The organism is Paenibacillus sp. An7 (genome assembly GCF_009870785.1).
In the GTDB taxonomy this organism is placed as follows: domain Bacteria; phylum Bacillota; class Bacilli; order Paenibacillales; family Paenibacillaceae; genus Paenibacillus.
The window spans coordinates 1-20,944 of record NZ_WTWX01000034.1; the positions used below are offsets into that span (position 1 = coordinate 1).

General features: G+C 40.0%; 13 protein-coding genes, 2 pseudogenes and 1 CRISPR repeat array. Of the genes and pseudogenes, 7 read left to right on the top strand and 8 right to left on the bottom strand.

The features are described 5' to 3' along the window. Positions 1-802 precede the first annotated feature (802 nt). Positions 803-1,918: direct repeats of the CRISPR family, unit length 33 nt; unit sequence GTTTCAATCCACGCACCCCATACGGAGTGCGAC. A 196-nt stretch (positions 1,919-2,114) separates the two neighbouring features. The 7 genes from cas2 to cas3 all read right to left on the bottom strand — a co-directional run bounded on the left by cas2 (position 2,115) and on the right by cas3 (position 10,193). After that, positions 2,115-2,405, bottom strand: a complete 291-nt coding sequence (gene cas2 / locus GQY27_RS20080; RefSeq protein ID WP_160037041.1) for a CRISPR-associated endonuclease Cas2 — start codon at positions 2,403-2,405, stop codon at positions 2,115-2,117. Positions 2,406-2,412: 7 nt separating this feature from the next. Then, complete coding sequence (cas1c, locus tag GQY27_RS20085; RefSeq protein ID WP_160037042.1) at positions 2,413-3,444, bottom strand: type I-C CRISPR-associated endonuclease Cas1c; 1,032 nt, start codon at positions 3,442-3,444, stop codon at positions 2,413-2,415. Continuing rightward, positions 3,441-4,100 carry a CRISPR-associated protein Cas4 gene (cas4, locus tag GQY27_RS20090; RefSeq protein WP_160037043.1) on the bottom strand — a complete coding sequence of 220 codons (660 nt, stop codon included), beginning with the start codon at positions 4,098-4,100 and terminating at the stop codon, positions 3,441-3,443. Before cas4 ends, cas1c begins: the two co-directional genes overlap by 4 nt. Further along, positions 4,087-4,956, bottom strand: a complete 870-nt coding sequence (cas7c, locus tag GQY27_RS20095) for a type I-C CRISPR-associated protein Cas7/Csd2 (RefSeq protein WP_160037044.1) — start codon at positions 4,954-4,956, stop codon at positions 4,087-4,089. Before cas7c ends, cas4 begins: the two co-directional genes overlap by 14 nt. Next, complete coding sequence (gene cas8c, locus GQY27_RS20100) at positions 4,957-6,960, bottom strand: type I-C CRISPR-associated protein Cas8c/Csd1 (RefSeq protein ID WP_160037045.1); 2,004 nt, start codon at positions 6,958-6,960, stop codon at positions 4,957-4,959. It abuts the gene before it with no gap. Continuing rightward, positions 6,957-7,679 carry a type I-C CRISPR-associated protein Cas5c gene (gene cas5c / locus GQY27_RS20105; RefSeq protein ID WP_160037046.1) on the bottom strand — a complete coding sequence of 241 codons (723 nt, stop codon included), beginning with the start codon at positions 7,677-7,679 and terminating at the stop codon, positions 6,957-6,959. The genes cas8c and cas5c overlap by 4 nt, the downstream gene beginning before the upstream one ends. A gap of 72 nt (positions 7,680-7,751) precedes the next feature. Further along, positions 7,752-10,193 carry a CRISPR-associated helicase Cas3' gene (gene cas3, locus GQY27_RS20110; protein WP_160037047.1) on the bottom strand — a complete coding sequence of 814 codons (2,442 nt, stop codon included), beginning with the start codon at positions 10,191-10,193 and terminating at the stop codon, positions 7,752-7,754. A gap of 1,721 nt (positions 10,194-11,914) precedes the next feature. On the opposite strand from cas3, the gene GQY27_RS20115 reads away from it, so the two are divergent. Next, on the top strand, positions 11,915-12,460 hold the full coding sequence (locus GQY27_RS20115; protein ID WP_160037048.1) for a hypothetical protein: 546 nt from the start codon (positions 11,915-11,917) through the stop codon (positions 12,458-12,460). Between the two features lie 936 nt (positions 12,461-13,396). On the opposite strand, the gene GQY27_RS20125 is transcribed toward GQY27_RS20115, so the two are convergent. Then, positions 13,397-14,341 (bottom strand): IS30 family transposase, encoded by a 945-nt coding sequence (locus GQY27_RS20125; RefSeq protein ID WP_160037049.1) that lies wholly within the window; start codon positions 14,339-14,341, stop codon positions 13,397-13,399. A 686-nt stretch (positions 14,342-15,027) separates the two neighbouring features. Here GQY27_RS20125 and GQY27_RS20130 point away from each other — a divergent pair. The 6 genes and pseudogenes from GQY27_RS20130 to GQY27_RS21840 form a co-directional block, all read left to right on the top strand. Further along, positions 15,028-15,636 (top strand): hypothetical protein, encoded by a 609-nt coding sequence (locus tag GQY27_RS20130; protein ID WP_160037050.1) that lies wholly within the window; start codon positions 15,028-15,030, stop codon positions 15,634-15,636. Between the two features lie 967 nt (positions 15,637-16,603). Further along, positions 16,604-17,209: a TetR/AcrR family transcriptional regulator gene (locus GQY27_RS20135; protein WP_236570676.1), complete on the top strand. Its 606-nt coding sequence runs from the start codon at positions 16,604-16,606 to the stop codon at positions 17,207-17,209. A 16-nt stretch (positions 17,210-17,225) separates the two neighbouring features. Next, positions 17,226-18,245 (top strand): 2,3-butanediol dehydrogenase, encoded by a 1,020-nt coding sequence (locus GQY27_RS20140; RefSeq protein WP_160037051.1) that lies wholly within the window; start codon positions 17,226-17,228, stop codon positions 18,243-18,245. Between the two features lie 423 nt (positions 18,246-18,668). After that, positions 18,669-18,866 (top strand): annotated as a pseudogene (locus tag GQY27_RS22135) (M23 family metallopeptidase); the annotation flags it as partial. A gap of 552 nt (positions 18,867-19,418) precedes the next feature. After that, on the top strand, positions 19,419-19,886 hold the full coding sequence (locus tag GQY27_RS20150; protein ID WP_160037052.1) for a hypothetical protein: 468 nt from the start codon (positions 19,419-19,421) through the stop codon (positions 19,884-19,886). A 99-nt stretch (positions 19,887-19,985) separates the two neighbouring features. Beyond that, a pseudogene (locus tag GQY27_RS21840) lies at positions 19,986-20,292 on the top strand (integrase core domain-containing protein); the annotation flags it as partial. Positions 20,293-20,944 lie beyond the last annotated feature (652 nt).

The following is a 20,944-nucleotide window of genomic DNA, read 5'->3' on the forward strand; positions in this document are numbered from 1 at the left end:
TTGGTTTGTTTAGTCGCTAACCTATTCGAGATTTGGGGAGGTACTCCTTTTTCTATGCCTAAAAAACCTTGCTACAGCAAGGGGTTAGAATTATGAAATTGATTCACATATTCAACATTAAATAATGTATAGAAAAGATAATCATTCCAATTATCTGGTACTAAATGAAAACCCTCTTTATTTCTTGCCTCATTAAAATTTGTTATGTAAATTTTAATAAGTCTCACCTCCGGATAAATATTGTACGCATGTTCTTTTAATTACTTTATAAAAATTCAACTGTTTTAAAACAGGCTATAATTTATCATTTAGATGACCAGAAATTCCTTGAAATATCATACTCTATTTTGAGTTCCTTACTAGTTTCACATTTACGATATATCCTACGAATTCCTATTGAACCCATCAATAATCGCTAGCACACTCCGAGCTTTCGGTAGTTTGATCTTAAATAAATGCGTAATTCCACCTAAAGGGCTAAATGCAAAGCTTGCGCTCTAATGTGTTTTTTTTACAATATTGATAATTAACTCAACTAATTAAATTTTCAGCTGTGATGAATTTCGAGAATGCTTCAACAACTGCTTGGCGGTCGAGGTCGACAATTTTACGTACGAGCTTCGTTACTGGTGTATCACCGTAATACTTTTCGTATTGTTCCTCAGAGTCAAGTTCTTCCCAAAAAATACGCTCTAAAGATTCTACGTCCTTGCTGAGTTAAAGGCTTATTGTTGGGCAGCTTGACGCACCCCATACGGAGTGCGACCCTCCCGAAAATTCGTTTTACTGTGTCGATCTGATTGTTTCAATCCACGCACCCCATACGGAGTGCGACAAGATAAAAATGAAAAACTGCAAGAGGAAGCGATTGTTTCAATCCACGCACCCCATACGGAGTGCGACTAAAAACGGTTGCCGGGGAGATTGCAACAAGGGCGTTTCAATCCACGCACCCCATACGGAGTGCGACCCATTGGCTATTGACCGACTATGTAGAGAGTAAAGAGTTTCAATCCACGCACCCCATACGGAGTGCGACATGTTGCTGTCTATCAAGCCGGACCCGTTTTTGATGTTTCAATCCACGCACCCCATACGGAGTGCGACCATACGGCGCAACTGGTGTATTGCCTTTGTATGTGCGTTTCAATCCACGCACCCCATACGGAGTGCGACTGACCGCCCTGATCCATCAAGGTAATGGAAATTGGGTTTCAATCCACGCACCCCATACGGAGTGCGACCAAAAAAGAGCAGGAACGAAACAATGATCTTGATTATGTTTCAATCCACGCACCCCATACGGAGTGCGACTCGTGCTGGGAGTCTCACGCCATTTGATTTTTTAAGTTTCAATCCACGCACCCCATACGGAGTGCGACAGGTTACAAGAGATTCGTAACCAGTTATCAAACAAGTTTCAATCCACGCACCCCATACGGAGTGCGACTTGCAGGACTCATAATGCTAGCATTTTGACGCGTTTCAATCCACGCACCCCATACGGAGTGCGACTGGTCGATGTGGCAACATACATTGACGGTGGCATTGTTTCAATCCACGCACCCCATACGGAGTGCGACTATACAATGGGTATCATACGGCGCGCCACCTCGGTTTCAATCCACGCACCCCATACGGAGTGCGACATTGTTGTTCGGGGCATGACTTCGCTTGTTGTTGTTTCAATCCACGCACCCCATACGGAGTGCGACTTCTAGTTCCGCAGCCGTTGCACCGTCAGCGATGTTTCAATCCACGCACCCCATACGGAGTGCGACTACGCCAAGTTTAAGCAATACAATATACCAGTGGTGTTTCAATCCACGCACCCCATACGGAGTGCGACGATCAATTCCGCTAGTTTGCCAAAGGCCGTAACATTGTTTCAATCCACGCACCCCATACGGAGTGCGACAGCAAAAGAAGACGTAAAAATCCTATTTCGCAGCAAATAATTACGTTATTTCGCTACTTTGAGCATTAAATTAATCCAAAGTCATGTGTATTCTTGACGTATGTTACCAGAAGATTATTATTAACAAAAATTCGACAAATTTCGAGGTGCGAATCCCTCAGGAAAATCATGTGAGCTTGGCATTCGCACTACTCATCTATAAGATGAGTGGATCTCCCATATCATAGGAAGATTTGGTTCCTACATGTTGTATCTTACTTTTATAATTATTCCCAAGGTTATAGAAACGAAGGCTATCTGTCTCTTTATCAATCATTGCTTCTAGCTCCAACTGTAATTGTTTGAACTGAGCCGCACTTAGCATACATTCAAACACAGAGTTCTGCACTCTCTGACCGTAGTCTACGCATTTCTTTGATACTTTGGACAATCTCCTTCTTCCTTCACTATCTATCGTGCTCACGTCATACGTAATAATTACAAGCATATGTCACCTACTTCCAGAGAAATGGTGGATACTCATCCAAATCACCACGTATATGCCTTGCTAGTAACAAAGCTTGCGAGTAAGGCACGAGTCCCCAAGAAATTTGTTCCTTTAAATATGGATGTATAATTTTCTCTTGCTTGCGCTCTTGCCATGCCTTGATTACTGTTTTACGAGTATCGTCATCCATGATTACAGCGCCATTTTCTTTTACGTAAAATCCCTTGCCGTTGACAATCTTTTTATTAATCAGTGTTATAACGAATCGATCTGCATACACGCCTCGTAGTTCTTCCATCATATCAAGTGCCAGCGAAGCCCTACCAGGACGATCGCGATGCAGAAAACCAACATAAGGGTCCAGTCCGGCTGCTTCTAAAGCAGATTTCATATCATTTGAAAGTAGTGTGTAGGTAAAGGACAACAAGGCATTCACTTTATCCAGTGGCGGACGCCGACTACGGCCGTAAAAATAAAATGAATTCTTTTGCTGTAAAATCAGATCATCGAAAACAGAATTGTACTGCACTGCCGCTGTGCCTTCAAGTCCGCGCAACACATCAAGCTGCTCTACGCTACGCAAAAGATTCATCGTTTCACTTAGAGATGTTGTCACCTTTTTTATGCGTTCCGTATTAATACGAAGTGCATGATCCCGTGTTGCTCGTTCGAGAATCCACTTGTTGTTGTAAAGCTTTCCAATAATCATATTGCGCGCTAGCCTGGCACTACGCATCTCATCATCAGAGATCCGATACTGTTCCTTACGAAGTACAACATTACCACGATCCTCCCCAATAACTCGAGCGAGAAATCGTCCTGTTTGAGTCATAAACGTTAAATTGATGTTCTGAGATGCGCACTTCCCCATTAATGCAGGGCTCACTCCAGCGTATCCAAAAGTATAGATGGATTCCAGATTATGCAGTGGATAACGAGCCTTCACCTCATCCTCTTGCTTGACCAAAATATTCTCCCCATCGAGAGATAGATACGTATCCGGTAACGTGACAAACAGCGTATTTAACAGTTTTTTCATTCTGCTAACCTGCTTTCGATGTAACTTGCAACCGATCTTTTACGCAAAATATCTGGCATACATATGTTATTTAAGGAACAACTTTTGCAGTGTGGTCCCGATTTTGCGCTAGGTGTATGGTTTCGCTCATAGTAGTGATGCATTTCCCTCACACTTGCTCTAACACGCTCACGGTCCGCATCCGTGATAAAAACCTCTACGCGATGCTTAATTTCATTATAAAAGAAGTAAGCCGTATTAATGCTGCACGCCAGCATCTCCTCCAAACACATTACCTGAGCTACCAATTGCGAGTGATCCGAATCATTGCGTTTTGGTTTGCCTCGCTTATATTCGACGGGAAAAGGGAGAAACTTCCCTTCCTCCCCCGAAAGTATGACACCATTTGGATCCTGAATGAATTCTACTACATCGCATATACCCGTAATTCCAAGCTCTCTTGACTGAACCGGTAATGCCCGGACCACCAGCTTGTCCCCTCTTTTCTCACGGATAAAAGGGTCGTCTGCATTCCGGTGCAGATGGTCCCCTTCAATAGTTAACACATTATCTGACCATTGTTGCTCAATATGGATCAAAGCCCATTGGCGCCTACAAAAATTAAAATGCTGAATACCGGATAGCAGCAAATAATCTTCTTCGTTATAGTCCTTCATGAATCTGAACATCTAATCCTTGTAGCGGTATAAGGTCGTAGATGTAGTCCTCATAGGATTTTGCCTGATCAATGTCTTCTTTCAATTTAATATCAAGAGAACGATGCACTTTGGCCGATGAATATTGTCCCATCTTGGAGCTATGTTCCCACCAGTACAGCTTGTGCACTTCCATACTACCATCAGGCCGAGCGGAGGAAGTATCGTTTGCAAACAGGGTGCGAAGGGCTTCTTTTAGCTTTTCTGCATCCTCATATGTAAATTCAGTCTTCTCTGCAAGTTGTGTATTAATGCTTCCATAGATCACGTATACTCCAAAATCAACACGATGCTTCATCCCCATTGTATCTGATCCTCTTTTATCGGGGTCTTTTGCTGAAGTTACAGAATTCACGCTTTTGGTAATCTGCATACTGCTAATGTCGATTCTGTCTAAACTTACTGCTGTATGAATAGAGACAGGCCCGCGAATACCGACTGATACATCTGTACCGCTAAAGGCAAACACTTGACCAAAGCTGCGTACGTCAATCCATGATTGGCATGCCGCCAAAGCATACAGATCTTTGTTGGCATTTTTTCCTTTTGCATACTCTTTTACCGCTTCGTTAGCATCTACCCGATCTTTAATGGAACGATGTCCGTCATTGCGGCGATCATCAGACTGCACCAAAATCGATTCACCCATATCTTGCAGGCGGTTACGAATCTTTCGTTTAATGCATACATCGGAAATTTCACCATAGCCATCATAATTTTGGCGTGGACGATTACCGTTCAGCGGATCTCCGTTTGGGTTCGCATTACGGACAGAAAGTACTACAGCAAAATCAATTTTATGATCTAGTACACTCATTTATTTTTCCTCCTGTATATTATCATTTTCATTCAGGTCTGCATCCTCTAAGTTAGAAGCATCTTTGTTCTTTTTACTAGTGTATAGATCATTTCGCTGGCTATAGAAACCGAGCAGATAAATTCCTGTTAACGGTTTGTCCGTGAAATCTTCCAGCCTTAGCTTTGCTCCTACCTCATCTAGAAGACTATTATAATAGCGGGCATCTGTTCCGAGTCTAGCCTGGTACGGCTGGAGATTGGACTGAATGATGCTCCAAGTACGTCCAGGACGCTGAGCGAAAGCATTCATGTAACGAACAGCGTTGCTTGCTCTTTTCTCATCCCTTCCAAGTGCTCTTCGTTCTAGCACATCGGCAATCGCGAGCATTCGTCCAAATAAATAATTTCGATCTGTCGTTTCCGTATTCAAACTCACACTGAATCCCTCACCTTCATTTTCCTTATTCACCAAGGCACAAGCGATGCTCAGTGTCTTCTCCCACTCCCATGGTTCCATCCCAGCAGGGCATGATGCACGCTGCACGGCACTCCGAACGATATCAGGAGGTAAAATCCGTCCTTCTTCTACGATGCATGGTAGTATGCGTTCCATGAGTCCTTTTACCACTTTATCACTCGCTCTTGGTCCATAAGCAGCAAATGCAATATCTCTTGTCGCAGGCGCTCCGGTAAACGTAGTCCACTGATTTTTCTTATCTTTTCTATATCGATGCTGCCAGTAGCAACTCGTATGCCAGGCTTCCAGACGATTCAGATAATATTCATGATTCAAGTTACGGTAATAGGTGATGGACATTCGTCCTGGTGTAGCCGAATCAAGAACCATGATCGTGACATTGGCGTGATGCTCACCATCATATCTGAAACCGTCGATGGCTTTTTTAATTTCCTTCACAAAAGCTTTGGAGGTCGTATCTCTTGATGCAGTAGAAGAATACACTGCACTGGGAGAGTTACCAATTGCATATAGGTCGAAGTCTTCATCCTCGTCCGTAGTGTCGGCGTAATCTTCCGCCTCTCGTAGCTCCAAAGTGTCCTGATGAGGTTCCGGCAGGTCTAGCCGCCGATTGCCCCAAACGACAAACACTTTGCCGTCAATCGTGATTCCTTGTCTGTCAATGAGCCACTTGAGCGCGTTATGCCCCTTCTGTGAAGCCATATAACTGACTGCTGCCGCTTCCCGGCTTGTTCGAAAGCGTCCGCGATAAGTAAAACCTGTGGAGTCATTTGCAGATATCAGTTTGGATTTATCACCGGAATGCCGGATACGTGAGGTATGTTTATCTGCAACAGGCAACGTTTCACCTGTCACATAACAAATATCAGTATCCACGAGACTACTTTCGTAAAAATGGACAAACAGTTGCTGAATTTCAGTATCCCGCCACAATCTCACCTCAGGATCACCGGGTATATTAACAGCAAAGCGAACAAAAGCACTGCTTTGATCCGATGACAGTACACTGAAAATAGGTGGCTTCTCACTTGATTCATCACCTTTAGTTGGATCCCATTTGCTCATTAATTTTCCGTGAATATCTGTGTGCAGAATGCCTTTATCAATCAGGTCCTCTATCAACGTACCTTTGCGGGTATACTCATATACACTTTCTATTTTCTTGTGAGAGTAAGGAGACTCACACCAAGCCCTGAGCTGCGTTAAGTAGTCCTCGTGGGGTGTACCCTTTACTTCTCCGCAATATTTTTCATAGTCTCCTGCTACATAGAGCAGTTTGTCAAAAAGAGGATATGGAACAGGAGCGCTTGTTCTGCTTGCCGCTGCTTCGGTACACGGTATGATCGTGCTACCTTCTACCTTGTCTCGAACGTAGGCTCTTAGGAAGTTGCCTTTTTCATCAAGATGAATCTCGATATGAGCAGTCTGTGTGGTATGAGCAACGGGAATGAGAGCATATTCGCGTCCATTCTTTTTTGTTTCGAATTTACCTACAAATTGTATGTTGTTATTGTAAGTCTCCGTCAAATTAGCTAGCCAGCTCACTCTATTCCCCGCCCCTCAAACAGTTCTTCATATAGCTCATCTGCAGACTGCATATTGCCTGCATGGAACTCTTTAGTTCCTGACCCCTTAGCTTTACGTACCCATGGACAATCTTCAGGACGGTCAAAGTGAATAATGCCATGTTTCATTTTGGCTCTCCATAAACGGATCTCTCGCTCATTACGCCCTGTCTCGTCCGGGTAACTGATACCATGAACCATAGCTCCAAAATCAACCTCAGGTACGTTGTCATAAGCACCTGCTCCTTCACCGAAGATACATGGCTCTACATATGCCTGACATTCCCGCGTACCTAGAAAAATGTCTCTGCGGCCACCAATGTTTATAGCACGCCTGGCGATATTGTGATGTTTATGTTCGTTGCGGTCATAAGCCAAATCTTCCCGGTTAAGATTAAACTCAAAATGTGCCTTTACCTGATAACATACATCTTTCAAGTATGTATAGTAAGCTAGCGAGTTTCCACCACTGTATTCGATCGGACGGATTCCTTTGGATTCGGTCTGAATGGGTTTCATGATCCTTACGTCGTCAATAATCCAGATAATTGTCGGTTTCCAGTAGATTGATTCAGCAATTCCTTTTAAAGCTTGATACGTTGGAACTTGATAAGAAAACTTTTCTCCCCCGATTTTGGTAATCGGATCGGTAAATAGAGCGTAGTTTCCATAAACTTTAAATTCAATCTGGTTCCTCATTGCTTAATCCTCCTTTCTTAAAGAAATATAGTAGGGTTAGGGGAGAAATGCAGCTTATTCTCCCCAATTTTCCTATAAAATCAAACTTGCCCACTCCCCGTCACCTTCTAGTTGCACGCCGAATTGATCTGAATAAGCTGTATCCCGTAAGGCAAAAGCCTGTCCGTTTAGCAAGGGAATAATTTCATCATTTTTATTTATGATTTTCATTTCATGATCATACATATTGACGATATACTGCTGGGCTATTCGCAGTAAATTGCTAAGCTCACCCGAACCAAGCTCACCGCTTAGCGTAGCAATCAGTTCGATACCTTTCTCCCCATAAGGAACGATCACCGGGGTTGCCTTCGATGATATGACTTCAAAATACTTTTCCGCTGTTGCAATAGCCGACAAGTTAACAATTTCCGGACTGTAACCATGCTTATCACAGTATCCATCTACGTTAAAATGATTACGGTCCAAAAGGTCAAACAAATTCTGCTCCAATTGAGGAATAGGAAAAAGCACCTTCTCACCGATACCGGCATAATAGTACTCAAAATAACAAGACATCGCTTTGGCGGATAATAAACTTCCATCAAACGCACTGGGATCACTTGAATACTCATACAGCACGCGCTCCGTTGTTTCGGCACCAAGTTCAATTTCTGCTAGATTCCCCAGTTTCTCATCTGCAGATCTGATAATATACACATCCCGTAACGGTACTTCGCGATGACGATTGCACCGTCCTGCTGCCTGAGCGATAGAATCTAGTCCAGCGAGTGAGCGAATGACGCACTCGAAGCTGATATCTACCCCAGCTTCAATCAACTGCGTGCTAACACAAATTACACGTTCTCCTGTTTTTAATCCTGATATAACGCCGTTTTTTCCCGATAACATCTCTTTCCGGTGCGCTGCGCACATGTTAGTACTTAGGTGCACAAGCCGGATACCACCTGTGTTCACCCAATTAGCTTCTTGGAGTTCACGAAACAGATTTCGTACTGCCGACTTTGTATTTAAGATAACAAGCACGTTATTCACTTTGTTCATCTGTTCTTTAACAAAGCCAGCCAGCTCCTGGGCTCTCCATCCTACTGGGGATTGTTGTGTCAGGTCGTGGATATCCACTCGTTTAAATTCATTACTTATCTTCTGCAGCTGCTGAACGATCTCTGCATCTTGCGACAAGCGTAGCTTCTGACGAACCTGCTGAAGAGCAGGCTGAGTTGCCGTACACAACAATAGACTGGAATTACCGATAATATTCAGAAAATTTAATGCCTCATTAAATAGGGAGATGCAGTGAACAGGTACAGACTGTACCTCATCAAATATGATTACCGCATTAGATAACTGATGAAGCCTGCGTACATTTCGGGTTCCACTGGCATAAAACGTATTCAGAAACTGTACCATGGTCGTAAATATAATCGGACGATCCCAGTTGTCCCGAGCCAGCTTTAGCTGCTTACGTTTAAGGTCATACTCTTCTCCATACTCATCGTCCTGGTTGTCTACCACATTAGAATGGTGTTCAAAAATCATATCGTCATCTTGGAATATACGTCGGATCTCCGCTGCATTTTGCTCAATAATAGTTGTATATGGAACGACGTATATAATGCGCTGTTTCTGGTGCTCTAGGGCATGTTTGAGCGCATAGCGCATACTTGCAAGCGTCTTACCTCCTCCAGTTGGAATGGAAAGCGTATATATGCCAGAGTCCCTGTAAGCAAACTGCTCGCATTGATTAGACATTGCCTGACGCAAGACCTGAACAGGATTCGTTTGATCCGCTTCTGCGCTAATTTTATGGATGTGCTGCATAAGAGCATCATAGCTTTTCTGAAAAAAAGGATTGTAATCTGGTATTTCAGCTGGAAGTTCGTCTTCTTCAAACTCCCTGGTGTTACTACGATCTGCATCAATAAGACAACTGAATATGTATTTAATCATGAGCGAAGACGTGATTAATGGAAATTTATACTGCTTTGCTTTTTTATAATAATCCTTCCATTCACTCGTGGCCTGAACAAACAAACTATCTAATTCTTTAGGTGTTATGTGCTGATATAATTGTTGCTCTGCCTGTTCATAACTAGGCAGTTCTTTGGTAACAACACGCTTCAAATATGGAGATTGGCGTTCTGGAGATATATAATCTCTTAGCCCTTGATGGTGTGAAATAATACAATTCGCGAGCCATTCTGCAGTCATGCGGTTCGGTATTTTTGCTTTAGAATCACCGTAGCGGAGATGTAAGAGTCTTCCACCTGCTGTAGAGTGATCTACTGATCCCCTGCGAGGGGTTTCAGTAGAATTGGTGACTGCAAGCAGAATATAGTTTCTGAACTCATCAGTAAACTTACCCATATCATGTAGTAATCCTGCTAAGGACGCTAGGTGCTTAACACTAATTTTAGCTCCTAATATGCCGCTTGCTTTGCTTACACCAAACAAGTGACTCTCTACGGTTTGAATAGCGCCATCCTTTTTTCGTATATGTGCTATATAAGACATTAATCCCTCTCCTTGTCGTTAATCACCACAAGAACAACTGTCTTCTCGTTATATGATGTGTGATTTTTTAAAATTTCGAGGACTATTATTCACTTATTTCTCACCTATTGGATAGTGGTGTTTATTCGACGGCCTAAGTTGCGGAAAGCTTTCCTGTTAAATTCATTTGTCTTTTGTTATTTCTTATATAGTAATCTTTTAAATCTATGTACTTAAAAAGGAGGAGATAGCTATTAATATTTAATCGAAGTATAAGATGACGAGGTAAACTATAACACGCTTGGTAATACTTGTACAGTTTTAATCCACGCACTCCTTTTGGAGTGCGACCTTGTTCTGCTATAAAAATCTAATCGTTTCAATCCACGCACCCCATAAGGAGTGCGACTTCTTGGATGCTTATAGGCGCAGCGTTCATAGGAGTTTCAATCCACGCACCCCATAATGAGTGCGACGCTGATCAATACCATTTCCCATGCCTGGATAAATAGTTTCAATCCACGCACCCCATAAGGAGTGCGACGCGCCGACGGATTCAAGCGATCCATAACCGACGTGTTTCAATCCACGCACCCCATAAGGAGTGCGACTAATCTCATTATTGATAGTTACGGCCTACCGAGTGTTTCAATCCACGCACCCCATAAGGAGTGCGACAGCAAAAAAAGACGTATATATCCTTTTTCTTAAAAATAAGCACGTTATTCCGCTAATTTAACATACATTAAGCTGAAATTATGTACATTAGATTGATGTTTGTTACCAAAAGGTTACGATAAACAATAATTCGACAAATTTTGAGGTGCGAAGCTCACAGGAAAATTATGTGAGCTTGGCAATCGCACCACCCAAACCCTAGAATGATTTGGATTCTATAAGTTGTAACTTACTTTTCTTTTATAACTATCTCTCGGGTTTAAACGAAGGCTATCTGTCTAGGTTCTGATTATTACTTCTTGTAGGTACTTGAAGAAAATTGGCTTGGCTACAACGTCTTTAGATAGAGACAAATAACAAGTGAAAAACACATGACAATACTTTTAAATGAGAGCCTGAAAATAAAGATGGAAAGACACTAAGATTAAGTTATCTAAAATTCAAAAGTCAACGGATTGACTAAATATGTTGACCTTCAATCTTGCTTATTATACTAGCAATTACCGTTAATTCAACTATTTATATTTTAAATATATAACCTCCTTGCTGTAGTTACTTTGTTATTGATCATCTCATTAAACTCAGAAATCAAGGTACTTCTAACATTCATATCAAATCTCAAGCTAATCTATCATAGACTAGTAGCCTTAAAGTGAAGAGTTAGTATGTATACAGTATTCAAATAGAAAGGACAGCCTATGCGGGGTTATGCTTTCTTCTATAGCGACAAAATACAATATTTAACATATGGTGCGTACCACGGCGAGGGAACGGAAAGCGATAATGAGGAAGACCATGGTAAATCGCCCCTGTTAAATCCGACAAAGTTCCCTAGTTTTACCTCGCGTGGAACTAGATTCTTTTAGTTAAGGCATGGCAGAATTGTGTCTCCATACAAAGTAAACGCTAGTTCCACTTTCTTTTTATATTTATATCCCTTTGTTATAAAGTAGTTTCCTCCCTCCATCGGTAATATCTAAAAGGTTTAATTTGATAATTATAATCGATATCGATTATAATACTAATCAATATCGGGTAAAATTGTCATTTGGAGGTGTTTCATTTTGTCAATTATTGAAAGTACACAGGAGAAGATTGTAGAGCTAGAGCGGGCTTTAGAGCAATTTTCACTAATAAAAGACACGTTGCCCTTAGATGTAAGATTCACCACTCAAAGACTAATAGATAATCAGCTTAAAGAATTAAAATATCGACTTGAAAAACTAACATTCTTACGATCGGATAAAAAGTGTACTGTTTGTGATCATTGGATACGTGAAAATGAAGATCCCATACACTTGTTTTACCAATACAATAACTCTGTCGAGCCAGCAAATGTTACTGTTTGTCCTTCTTGCATTGGTGCCATGAAAAAAGTAATGACAACAAATGAAGCGGAGAAGCTGTGGGGACTAATACCAGGAACAATTAAACAAGATCGCAGGCTTGGTAACCTTCAGGAATTTGAAGAGGTAGGTTTGGTATATCATACGGGTCGTTACATCAAAATTCATGAGATCGTTATGAAGAATTATTACGAGCCTAAAATACAAGAACGTCAAAGAAAAGAAAAACGTAAAATTAAAGATAGCCAAAAATCTGTTAAATAGATAAATCTCCAAATCCCTGCAAGAAATAATGATTCCACTGCTCATTAATTAGTTAGTTTTGTCAGGACAAAGCTGGGCATAGCTGCCTTCTGTTATATTGTTATTGCTTTTAAAGAATTGATAAGTTATTGCGTTGGGATATTCCATTGTTTTGCAGGTCCCAGTTTAAGTGCTCTCGTTACCATTTGGTGTAACCCGGTAGCCGTGCGTAACAGATGTTGGGGTGAATCCTCTTTCCGACTTTAGACACGCAACCATATCCGTAAGGTTTATTTAGTGTCATGCTACCTAACCGCGTAGGCTTTGAGCTAGCGTGCACCTGACCTATCTCACGGTAAATATGTTCAATCTCAACCGGCTTACGAGTTTGTTGCGTAACAAAAAACTATATGAAAGGTGTGTTATATCTTGATTCTTAATGATGTTGAGAAAAGACAATTTAGATGTTACCTGTAGGTGAAATATATACAATAGGTGGAGTTTCTGTGGGAGAAGATAAACGATATGAGATACATAAGGTTACTGACCGGGAGTATAAGGTAAGTGTATATGAATTGATGATTCGCTTATATGTTGATTATGTTGAAAGCCCGGAATAAGTCCTCCGTATTATTGAATCAAATTGAATTAGTGAGTCATCTAAATAATGGATATAGAAAACATAATATATCCAGATAAATATGCTGCCTGGAATCCATAAATTATTGATAGTGAATACATCCTCATTAAAAATCAGCCCCGCAAGGGTTTGATTTTTAATGTATCTGGTTTCTAAGTAAGGAGTTCCATTCTTCGATAATCCACATCAATTTTGTCCACTTCATCTTTTCGAAATGATATTTCTATGTAATCGATTATCTCCATAAGGAGATGGCAAAATTGGTATCAAATACGTAATGATTATAAATTTTCATGAGATTGTATTTGGACGAATTGTCAATCCAAGTGCGACACTTCTTCTTCAAATGATTCGTGAGCAGTTTTCCATCCTAAACATTTCCTTGGTCTGTTGTTAATAAGTTGGAGGGCATGTTCTAATTCTTCCTCGGTCACCTTTGCAAAGTCTTTCCCTTTTGGGAAGAACTCTCGAAGGAGCCCGTTTCCATTCTCATTGGAGCCTCGTTGCCATGAGGAATAAGGATCTGCAAAATACACCGTCATACCGTGTGACTCTTCCAATTCACGAAAGCATGCGAACTCTTTACCACGGTGGGCAGTAGCTGTCTGGAAGGTTTGGGCAGGGTACTGTGCAGCATCTACACCAATAGCAATTTCCATAGATAATGAAGTGCGATCTGGCATTTTAATAGCAGTGTATAGCCTTGTTTTTCGCTCGATACATGTAGCGACACAAACCTTACTTTTTCCTCGACTGGAGACGACCGTGTCCAGTTGCCAGTGTCCAAAGGTTTCACGGGAACAAATCTCTTTAGGCCGTTGTTTGATAGAAGTGCCTACGAGGAAGCGACCTCGTTTTTCTTGGGGTTTTTGTCTCTTTCCTTTGTGTCTTAACTGCTGGACGGTGTTACGAATCATACGTCCTTCATAAAGCCAGCGATAGATCGTTTTAAATGAAACCATGGGCTCTCCTTTCAGTCTATAACGCATAGAGATTTGCTCAGGAGACCAGGTTTCGTGAAGTCGCTGCTCAATTTCTTTTCCGAGTGTCTCCATCCACTTTTCTCTAGGTTTCTGAGCTTGGCGAAGATGCTTATAACGATGCTCTGATGCTGCCGCTTGATAACCATTTAGGCTTTGATTTTTCCACAGTTCCCGGCTGATCGTGGAATGATGACGATCCAATTCGCGAGCAATGGCTCGGGCGGACAGCCCCAGTTGATGTAATACTTCTAGTTTACTGCGTTCAATTATGCTAACCACTCTACACGAATCCGGCCATGGGCCATTTTTTATTTTGAACTAGGTGTCGCACTTCATATTACAAACCGTCATTTGCAAAAATTATCATTTTGTTTAAAAAGTGAGACAGTAAATCTGTGATGGTTAGTTCTTTGGAGGATGGCTGATCATCAATAATGAGACCTATATCAATGAGTATATCTAGTCACGAAAAGTAATTACTTTTTTAGAATACCTTCCTCTTTCAACAATAAAAAAGCTTCACATAAAATGTCTCGCCCTGTTCCATTTGCCGAAGCAACGTGCGAGCCAGATCTACTTATATTATGTTGGAAGATGTCCTACAACATTATCTGAATTGAAAAAGATATGTAAAATCTCTAGTTATTAGCCCGTCACTAATAAAACTCGTGAAATTTAAAAAGCAAGGGCAACTAGGCGCCCTTGCTTTTTGTTTTCGTTTTTTTTCGTACTTTGAGATTATTTCTATGAGCAAAATCTAAAATTTCCTTAGATAATTGTTTGGCTTTTTCTTCATTCATCTTTATCTTCATTCTGCACTCTCCCACAAGCTTTTTACATATAGTATCTCCCTTTATATCTGGATATATACGGGCGTTCTAAAGGTCCCCTACCGCTGCATACAATACATTAACTTAGCAACATATCTACAGTGTTGCAGAGATAATGGAGAAAAGAGGGATAAAATGTTTAAAGGAGAGACGATAAGAAAGGTAAGATCAGATAAAAAAAGAGCGATTGCTGCTCCAATGAGTTTGAGTGCATATGAGATTTTTTCAAAGCTTAGCTATGTTTGTGATGCTCCCATCAAACTCATTGGAGAGTTTATCATTATAGAAGGATATAAATCTGCGTCTCTTATTGATGAACTGCAGCCATACTTCAAAAGAGATCTTCAGTATGAGAACAGATACATATTTGGAAATTCAGAGCGGGAATCATTTAAAATGAGGCTCAATTCTAAGAAACGTTTATACATGAGATTCCTAGATCGGGACCATGAAAAGATGGCTTCTTTGGCTTATAGCTTAGATAGTTCCATCCAAGTGGCAGCATCTTTAATTTTGACAAAAGTTATTTATAGAGCAGATTTGATGTATCCTATTATGTCCAGGTTTATAAGAAATATACTGAGTGAAAAAGATGAGGCAAAACTTCGAGCAATTACTAAACATCTTAATTCGGTTAGTTCAGATGATCATATAACGATGACTGCGGTGCTTTCCTATTTATTAGAGAAGGGGATAAGAGAACAAAAACGCATTATAAACATCTTGGAGGAAATAGATCGTTAATAGGATCTGCGAAGGGTCTAGGTTGGGTTAGTGAATAATATAACTCATGTAAGGATCAGGAAGGGGAGCTCTCTCGATATATGAGGTGTGATGTAAAGTTACTTTAACACGTACGTTTACGTATACGTAAACGTACGTGTTAAAAATTACAATTAGTAATTCCTGCTACATAGGAGTTGAATCGGGGTAGATGAATATAAAAATTTTATAGCGGGTGCTCCTGGATTACTGGGAGGCCTTTTTTTGTCCTATGGTTGTAACTTATTCTCAATCAAGGCGAGTTCAGAGGAAGTTTCTGAATCCTGATGGGCATCCGTTTCTTAAAACGGTCAGCTGATGGAAGAATAGAGTATCTGTACAAGGTACTTACTCTACGTTTCTGTCCCTCGTTATACACCCCTTACCAGGGAGGATAGACTGCATCCTGTCCGCTCCGTTTTTTGGCTTCGCTCCCATCAAGCATCAAGCATAAGGGCAGCATCATGATTCCGATTTGGCTTCATCATCATGAAAGGGGCCGATCCACAATCTAAGAAGGAAAGGAGAGAACCAGCGTACGTCGGTTCTTTCTTTAAAACAATTTTCTGTTGGCGATGCTCGCCACAAGGAATGTCTCTTAACACAAGAGGCTAAAGACAATTCAATTCGAAATGATTTTCGTCCAACTGGTTCAGTACTATCTGTTGATTATCAAGGTATTTATTTTGCAATCTAAGTTTTTAAATGATTCCTGAACAAGTAACTTTTACACAAAGTACTACTTTAAAACTGGTGAATTGAAGATAAGTTAGTTACGCATTAGATTGTACTTAATTACAAGTATTCTATTTTTTGACATACAACAAAACAAGAGTATACTATTGATTGAACAAGTGTTCAAAACAAATGTTCAAGAAGGTTCATTCAGAGTTATTTTTAATAAAAGTCATACGAAATTATTTTGAATGGAGGAGGATGGATAAATAAGGTGAGGCAATTAAATGAGAGCAATAATAATGATAGAAATAAGGACGTAAGAGACCAAATTTTACGGGCCGCAAAACATTTATTTGCGAAAAACGGCTATGAAGGAACAACCGTTAGACAGATATGTACTGAGGCAAATGTTTCACTTGCTCTAGTGTCTTATCACTTTGGAGGCAAAGAGAATGTTTTTTTAGAGATATTCCATACAATCAGACAATTTTTTGGAAATATGAATTACGATTTATCAGATTCATTAGGTGCACTTAAGAGTTTTTGTAAAGAGTTTGTTATCTTTAGAAATGAAGAACGTGAATTAGTTAGTATATTGCAACAGGAGCTTGTAATGAATAGTCCAAGATTAGAGATGCTGACAGACGTATTTCAGCCTTCGTGGGAGCAGCTTCGATTAATTTTACAAGAATGTCAGAATAAAAAAACAATTAGTTTTCCTTCTGTTGACGTAGCAGTTAATTTTATAATGGGAACCTTAATGTATTCTCTTGATATTGCATTTTTAAATCAGATTCATTCGAAAATATCTCCTGAACAGGTAGCAGATCTGGCAGTAGCCTTTATTTTCAATGGATTACAAGCAACTACAATATAGAGAAGAGGTAAGAAAGATGAAAGCAGCGAAAATATATGGAGCAAGAGATATTCGAATAGAAGAAATAGAAATACCTGTCCTTGAAAAAGGCATGGTGAAAGTGAAAGTGGAATACGCTGGTATTTGTGGTAGTGATATGCATGAGTATTTAGCAGGTGTTTATGCTGCACGTACACAGCCTGTTTTAGGACATGAGTTTTCAGGCGTAATTGTGGAAGTAGGAGAAGGAGTAACAAACGCGAAAGTGGGAGATCGAGTAGCTGTTGAACCTCTAATTCCTTGTGGAAAATGCGATAATTGTCATAGTGGCTTTATGAATTTATGCAAAGTCCGCCAAGGTTATGGATATACGGTTTCAGGTGGTTTTGCCCAGTTTGCAGTAGTAAGGGAAGAGAATATCTTCCATTTACCTGATAATATGAGTCTAGAACTAGGTGCACTTGTGGAACCGACAGCTGTTGCGGTTCATGCTGTCCGTCAAAGTTCATTGAAACTCGGGGATTCAGCAGCAATATTTGGTGCCGGACCGATTGGATTATTATTGTTGCAAGCTGTAAAAGCAGCAGGAGCTAGTGAAATTTTTGTAGTAGAAGTATCGGATGAACGTCGCCAGAGAGCTTTAGAACTTGGAGCTACATATGTTATTAATCCAATAGATATAGATGCAGTGGCATTTATCCGCGAAAAAACTAATGGCGGTGTAAATGTCGGATATGATGCTGCAGGCGTTCAGGCAACATTTACAAGTGGAGTTAGTTCAGTTCGTCCTGGCGGTGAATTTAAGATTGTGAGTTTATGGGAAAAACCAATAAATTTTGACCCTAATATGATCGTTAGAACTGAGGCCAAAATCAGTGGTTCTTATGCATATGTTCGCTTATTCCCTGAAGTTATTCGTCTGCTTGCAAGTGGTATTATTGATGGTGATGCAGTTATTACGAGTACGATTGCATTAGATGATATTGTGGTTAAAGGTTTCGAAACGTTAGCGAAAGATCGTAATCAATGTAAGATATTAGTAGATATGAGTCTTTAAGAAACTTGCCACAAGCATATTAGGAAGATGAAATATTCTTTGTCTTTATTTAAGTCTTTCCTTAGAAAAGTATGAGTGACGTTGTAGTTACTCTATATTACAAGAACTTTGGTACCTATGTTCCCAAGGCTCTTTTTTGGTTTTGCCTAATCACAGCCAGGATTATGTATCAGAAGTAATGGAATACGCTACGCTTTACGTGACAGATAGATACGATGTTATTATGATTCCTCAACCGGGTAAAGCTAGGTTTAGTCTTCCCAACAGTGAGGTTACATCCGGATTTGGTCCAAGTACTCATCCCGTTAGGGTAGAAAACCACATCAAGGCATACATTTTGCTTGTTCAAGTGGGAAACTGAGACCTGTATATAAAGCCGGAAAGGTGATTATGGCTAGGCTGAAAAGATGATATGGTCAGTATGTACGTGTAGACCATGGAGGTGATTATGATACTATCTATGCGCATCTGTCTTCCATTAAAGCTCGTGCTGTTGATCAAGTATCTGCAGGAAGTGTGCTTGGTGGATGTGGGTCAACCGGCAGCAGCACGGGGAACCATCTACACTTTGAAATCATTATTATTGGTGTTATGGTGAATCCTTTGCCGTTTGTAGGGTGATAAGAAATGCTCTAAAAGAAAGGATCTTATTTTTGTTATAGAGTGAACCTCTTGGCCGGTAAGATCAGTGATTTTTTATTAAGAGAATGAATGAAATTTCTGCTTGTAAATTCGAGGGGGTTATCTAAGAATGTTACTGCATCTAGCTCGCTTTGCGAGTTCAAATAATTAAGTATGATATAGGAGTTGATTTTTGGATTGTTTTTCTTTCCTATACCACTTATACCACCGACAATTGCCCTTTCTTCAATGAAGTACTTTCAGCTTAATTCCAGCTTTCTACACCATAAGAAGAGAGTTATCATTCGGTCGATAAAGTGATGCGGGTTTTGGAGCGCCCCGTTCAAGGATTATGTTCCTGGAATGTGACTGAATTTAATAGTAATAAACTTACGCGTTAAGAGCAGAGAGAGAGTATTACGGCGCCGTTCTGTTGCTAAGCCTCATCATGCTTCCATGTAGACGATTAATATTATCGGGAAATAGAGATTAAACTAAACTAATTAGTAAAAGAGATGTTTATTAAAGCTTATTTTAAAGGGGAAAAACATAATGATACTTCAGGGGCATCCTTTATCTTACGATATTAAGAATTTTAAATTTAGTTATGGTCCAAATAATAATGGAATTGGAGTAGTAGTGTACTTTCGAACCGATGCCTGGCCAAACCATGATTCAATGAATTTTTGGCTCTCTCAAGGGCTTTTTGATATTATAAAAAAAATGTTTATCGATAATACTATAGAACATTATGAGGGGTTTCATAAAGAAATTTTGAGAGCTAAAAGGTTGTATAAGATGAGAAAAAGAGAAATACTTTTGAAAGACCCTGATCAAAAAAAATTTTATGTACGTAATGAATCAGAACAAAAAAGAATAAGTCATATTATGATACCATATCATTCAAAAACAAGAGGTTTTGTTAAGGCTGAATACACAATTACAGACGAAAATATTGAATTGGAGGAGATAATTGAACATATTGGGAAGCAAGATTGGAAGTTTAAAAGACGGGTTTAGCACTACTTTAAATAATAATAATAGAAAAAACTATTTTTACTTTAAAATGTAGATTGTATATTTTATAAAAGTTATCCAGGTAACTTGAGCGAAATTGGGTGGTTTCACACGGACCGTGGAAGTGAATTTAAAAATAAATTGATTGACCAGACTCTTGCGCCATTCCAGATTGGGCGCTCGTTGAGTAAGAAAGGTTATCCCTACGACAATGCCTTTGCTGAAGCCACCTACAAAGTGATGAAAACGGAATTTGTAAACCAAATGAATTTTTCAAAGTCTTCACCATTTAGAGTTGGAACTATACGATTATGTTAATTGGTTCAACAAGCATCGCATTCATGGCACTTTAGGATACATGACCCAATTCAGTACAAAGCTGCATCCCTTAAAAAGTTGTCTAATTTAATGTTGACAGTCTAATAAGAGGACAAAAGCGCATTATAAACATCTTGAGGAAATAGGGATCTTTAAAGGGACTAAGTTGGGTTAGTGAATAGTATGAGTCTTGTAAGGTCAGGTGCGGTAGATCAGATCGAAGTACGGTATAAAGTAACTGCAACACATGCGATTACGTATACGTAATCGCATGTGTTTAGAGAATGACAATTGGTATTATCCGCTGCATAGGAGTTGAATCGGCAGTAACTGAATTCAAGAAATTTGTAAGGGGTGTCCTAGGTTTCTGGGGTCCCTTTTTTTGTCCTACGGTTGTAGCTTGGTTTTAAATTGCTCTAATGAGGATGATGCTTTACGTGCATCAGTTATCAGCTGTTTTATACGGCGGTAGATGGTGTCAAAATCTTCTCCATAAAGGGGTAGTATTTAGTATTCTGACTAAAAAGGACAAATGGTTTACAGAAACAAGGAGATCCATATCCCTAATGGGATGGGGTATCTAGCATATGTCGATGTTCATCAGGGGCGTGGAAGGTTAATTGAATTTTACCTATACATTCTTAATTTGAAATAATGATCCTTTTTTAATGTAAGCGTTCTAAAAACATGTTACAATGATGTGGGTTTATAAGGACATATGACTAACTAGCCCGCCTTGTTGC

Coding starts and splice junctions, on each gene's coding strand:
- cas2 (WP_160037041.1), bottom strand. CDS start 2,405: ATGCTTGTAATTATTACGTATGACGTGAGCACGATAGATAGTGAAGGA.
- cas1c (WP_160037042.1), bottom strand. CDS start 3,444: ATGAAAAAACTGTTAAATACGCTGTTTGTCACGTTACCGGATACGTAT.
- cas4 (WP_160037043.1), bottom strand. CDS start 4,100: ATGAAGGACTATAACGAAGAAGATTATTTGCTGCTATCCGGTATTCAG.
- cas7c (WP_160037044.1), bottom strand. CDS start 4,956: ATGAGTGTACTAGATCATAAAATTGATTTTGCTGTAGTACTTTCTGTC.
- cas5c (WP_160037046.1), bottom strand. CDS start 7,679: ATGAGGAACCAGATTGAATTTAAAGTTTATGGAAACTACGCTCTATTT.
- cas3 (WP_160037047.1), bottom strand. CDS start 10,193: ATGTCTTATATAGCACATATACGAAAAAAGGATGGCGCTATTCAAACC.
- GQY27_RS20130 (WP_160037050.1), top strand. CDS start 15,028: ATGTTTAAAGGAGAGACGATAAGAAAGGTAAGATCAGATAAAAAAAGA.
- GQY27_RS20140 (WP_160037051.1), top strand. CDS start 17,226: ATGAAAGCAGCGAAAATATATGGAGCAAGAGATATTCGAATAGAAGAA.
- GQY27_RS20150 (WP_160037052.1), top strand. CDS start 19,419: ATGATACTTCAGGGGCATCCTTTATCTTACGATATTAAGAATTTTAAA.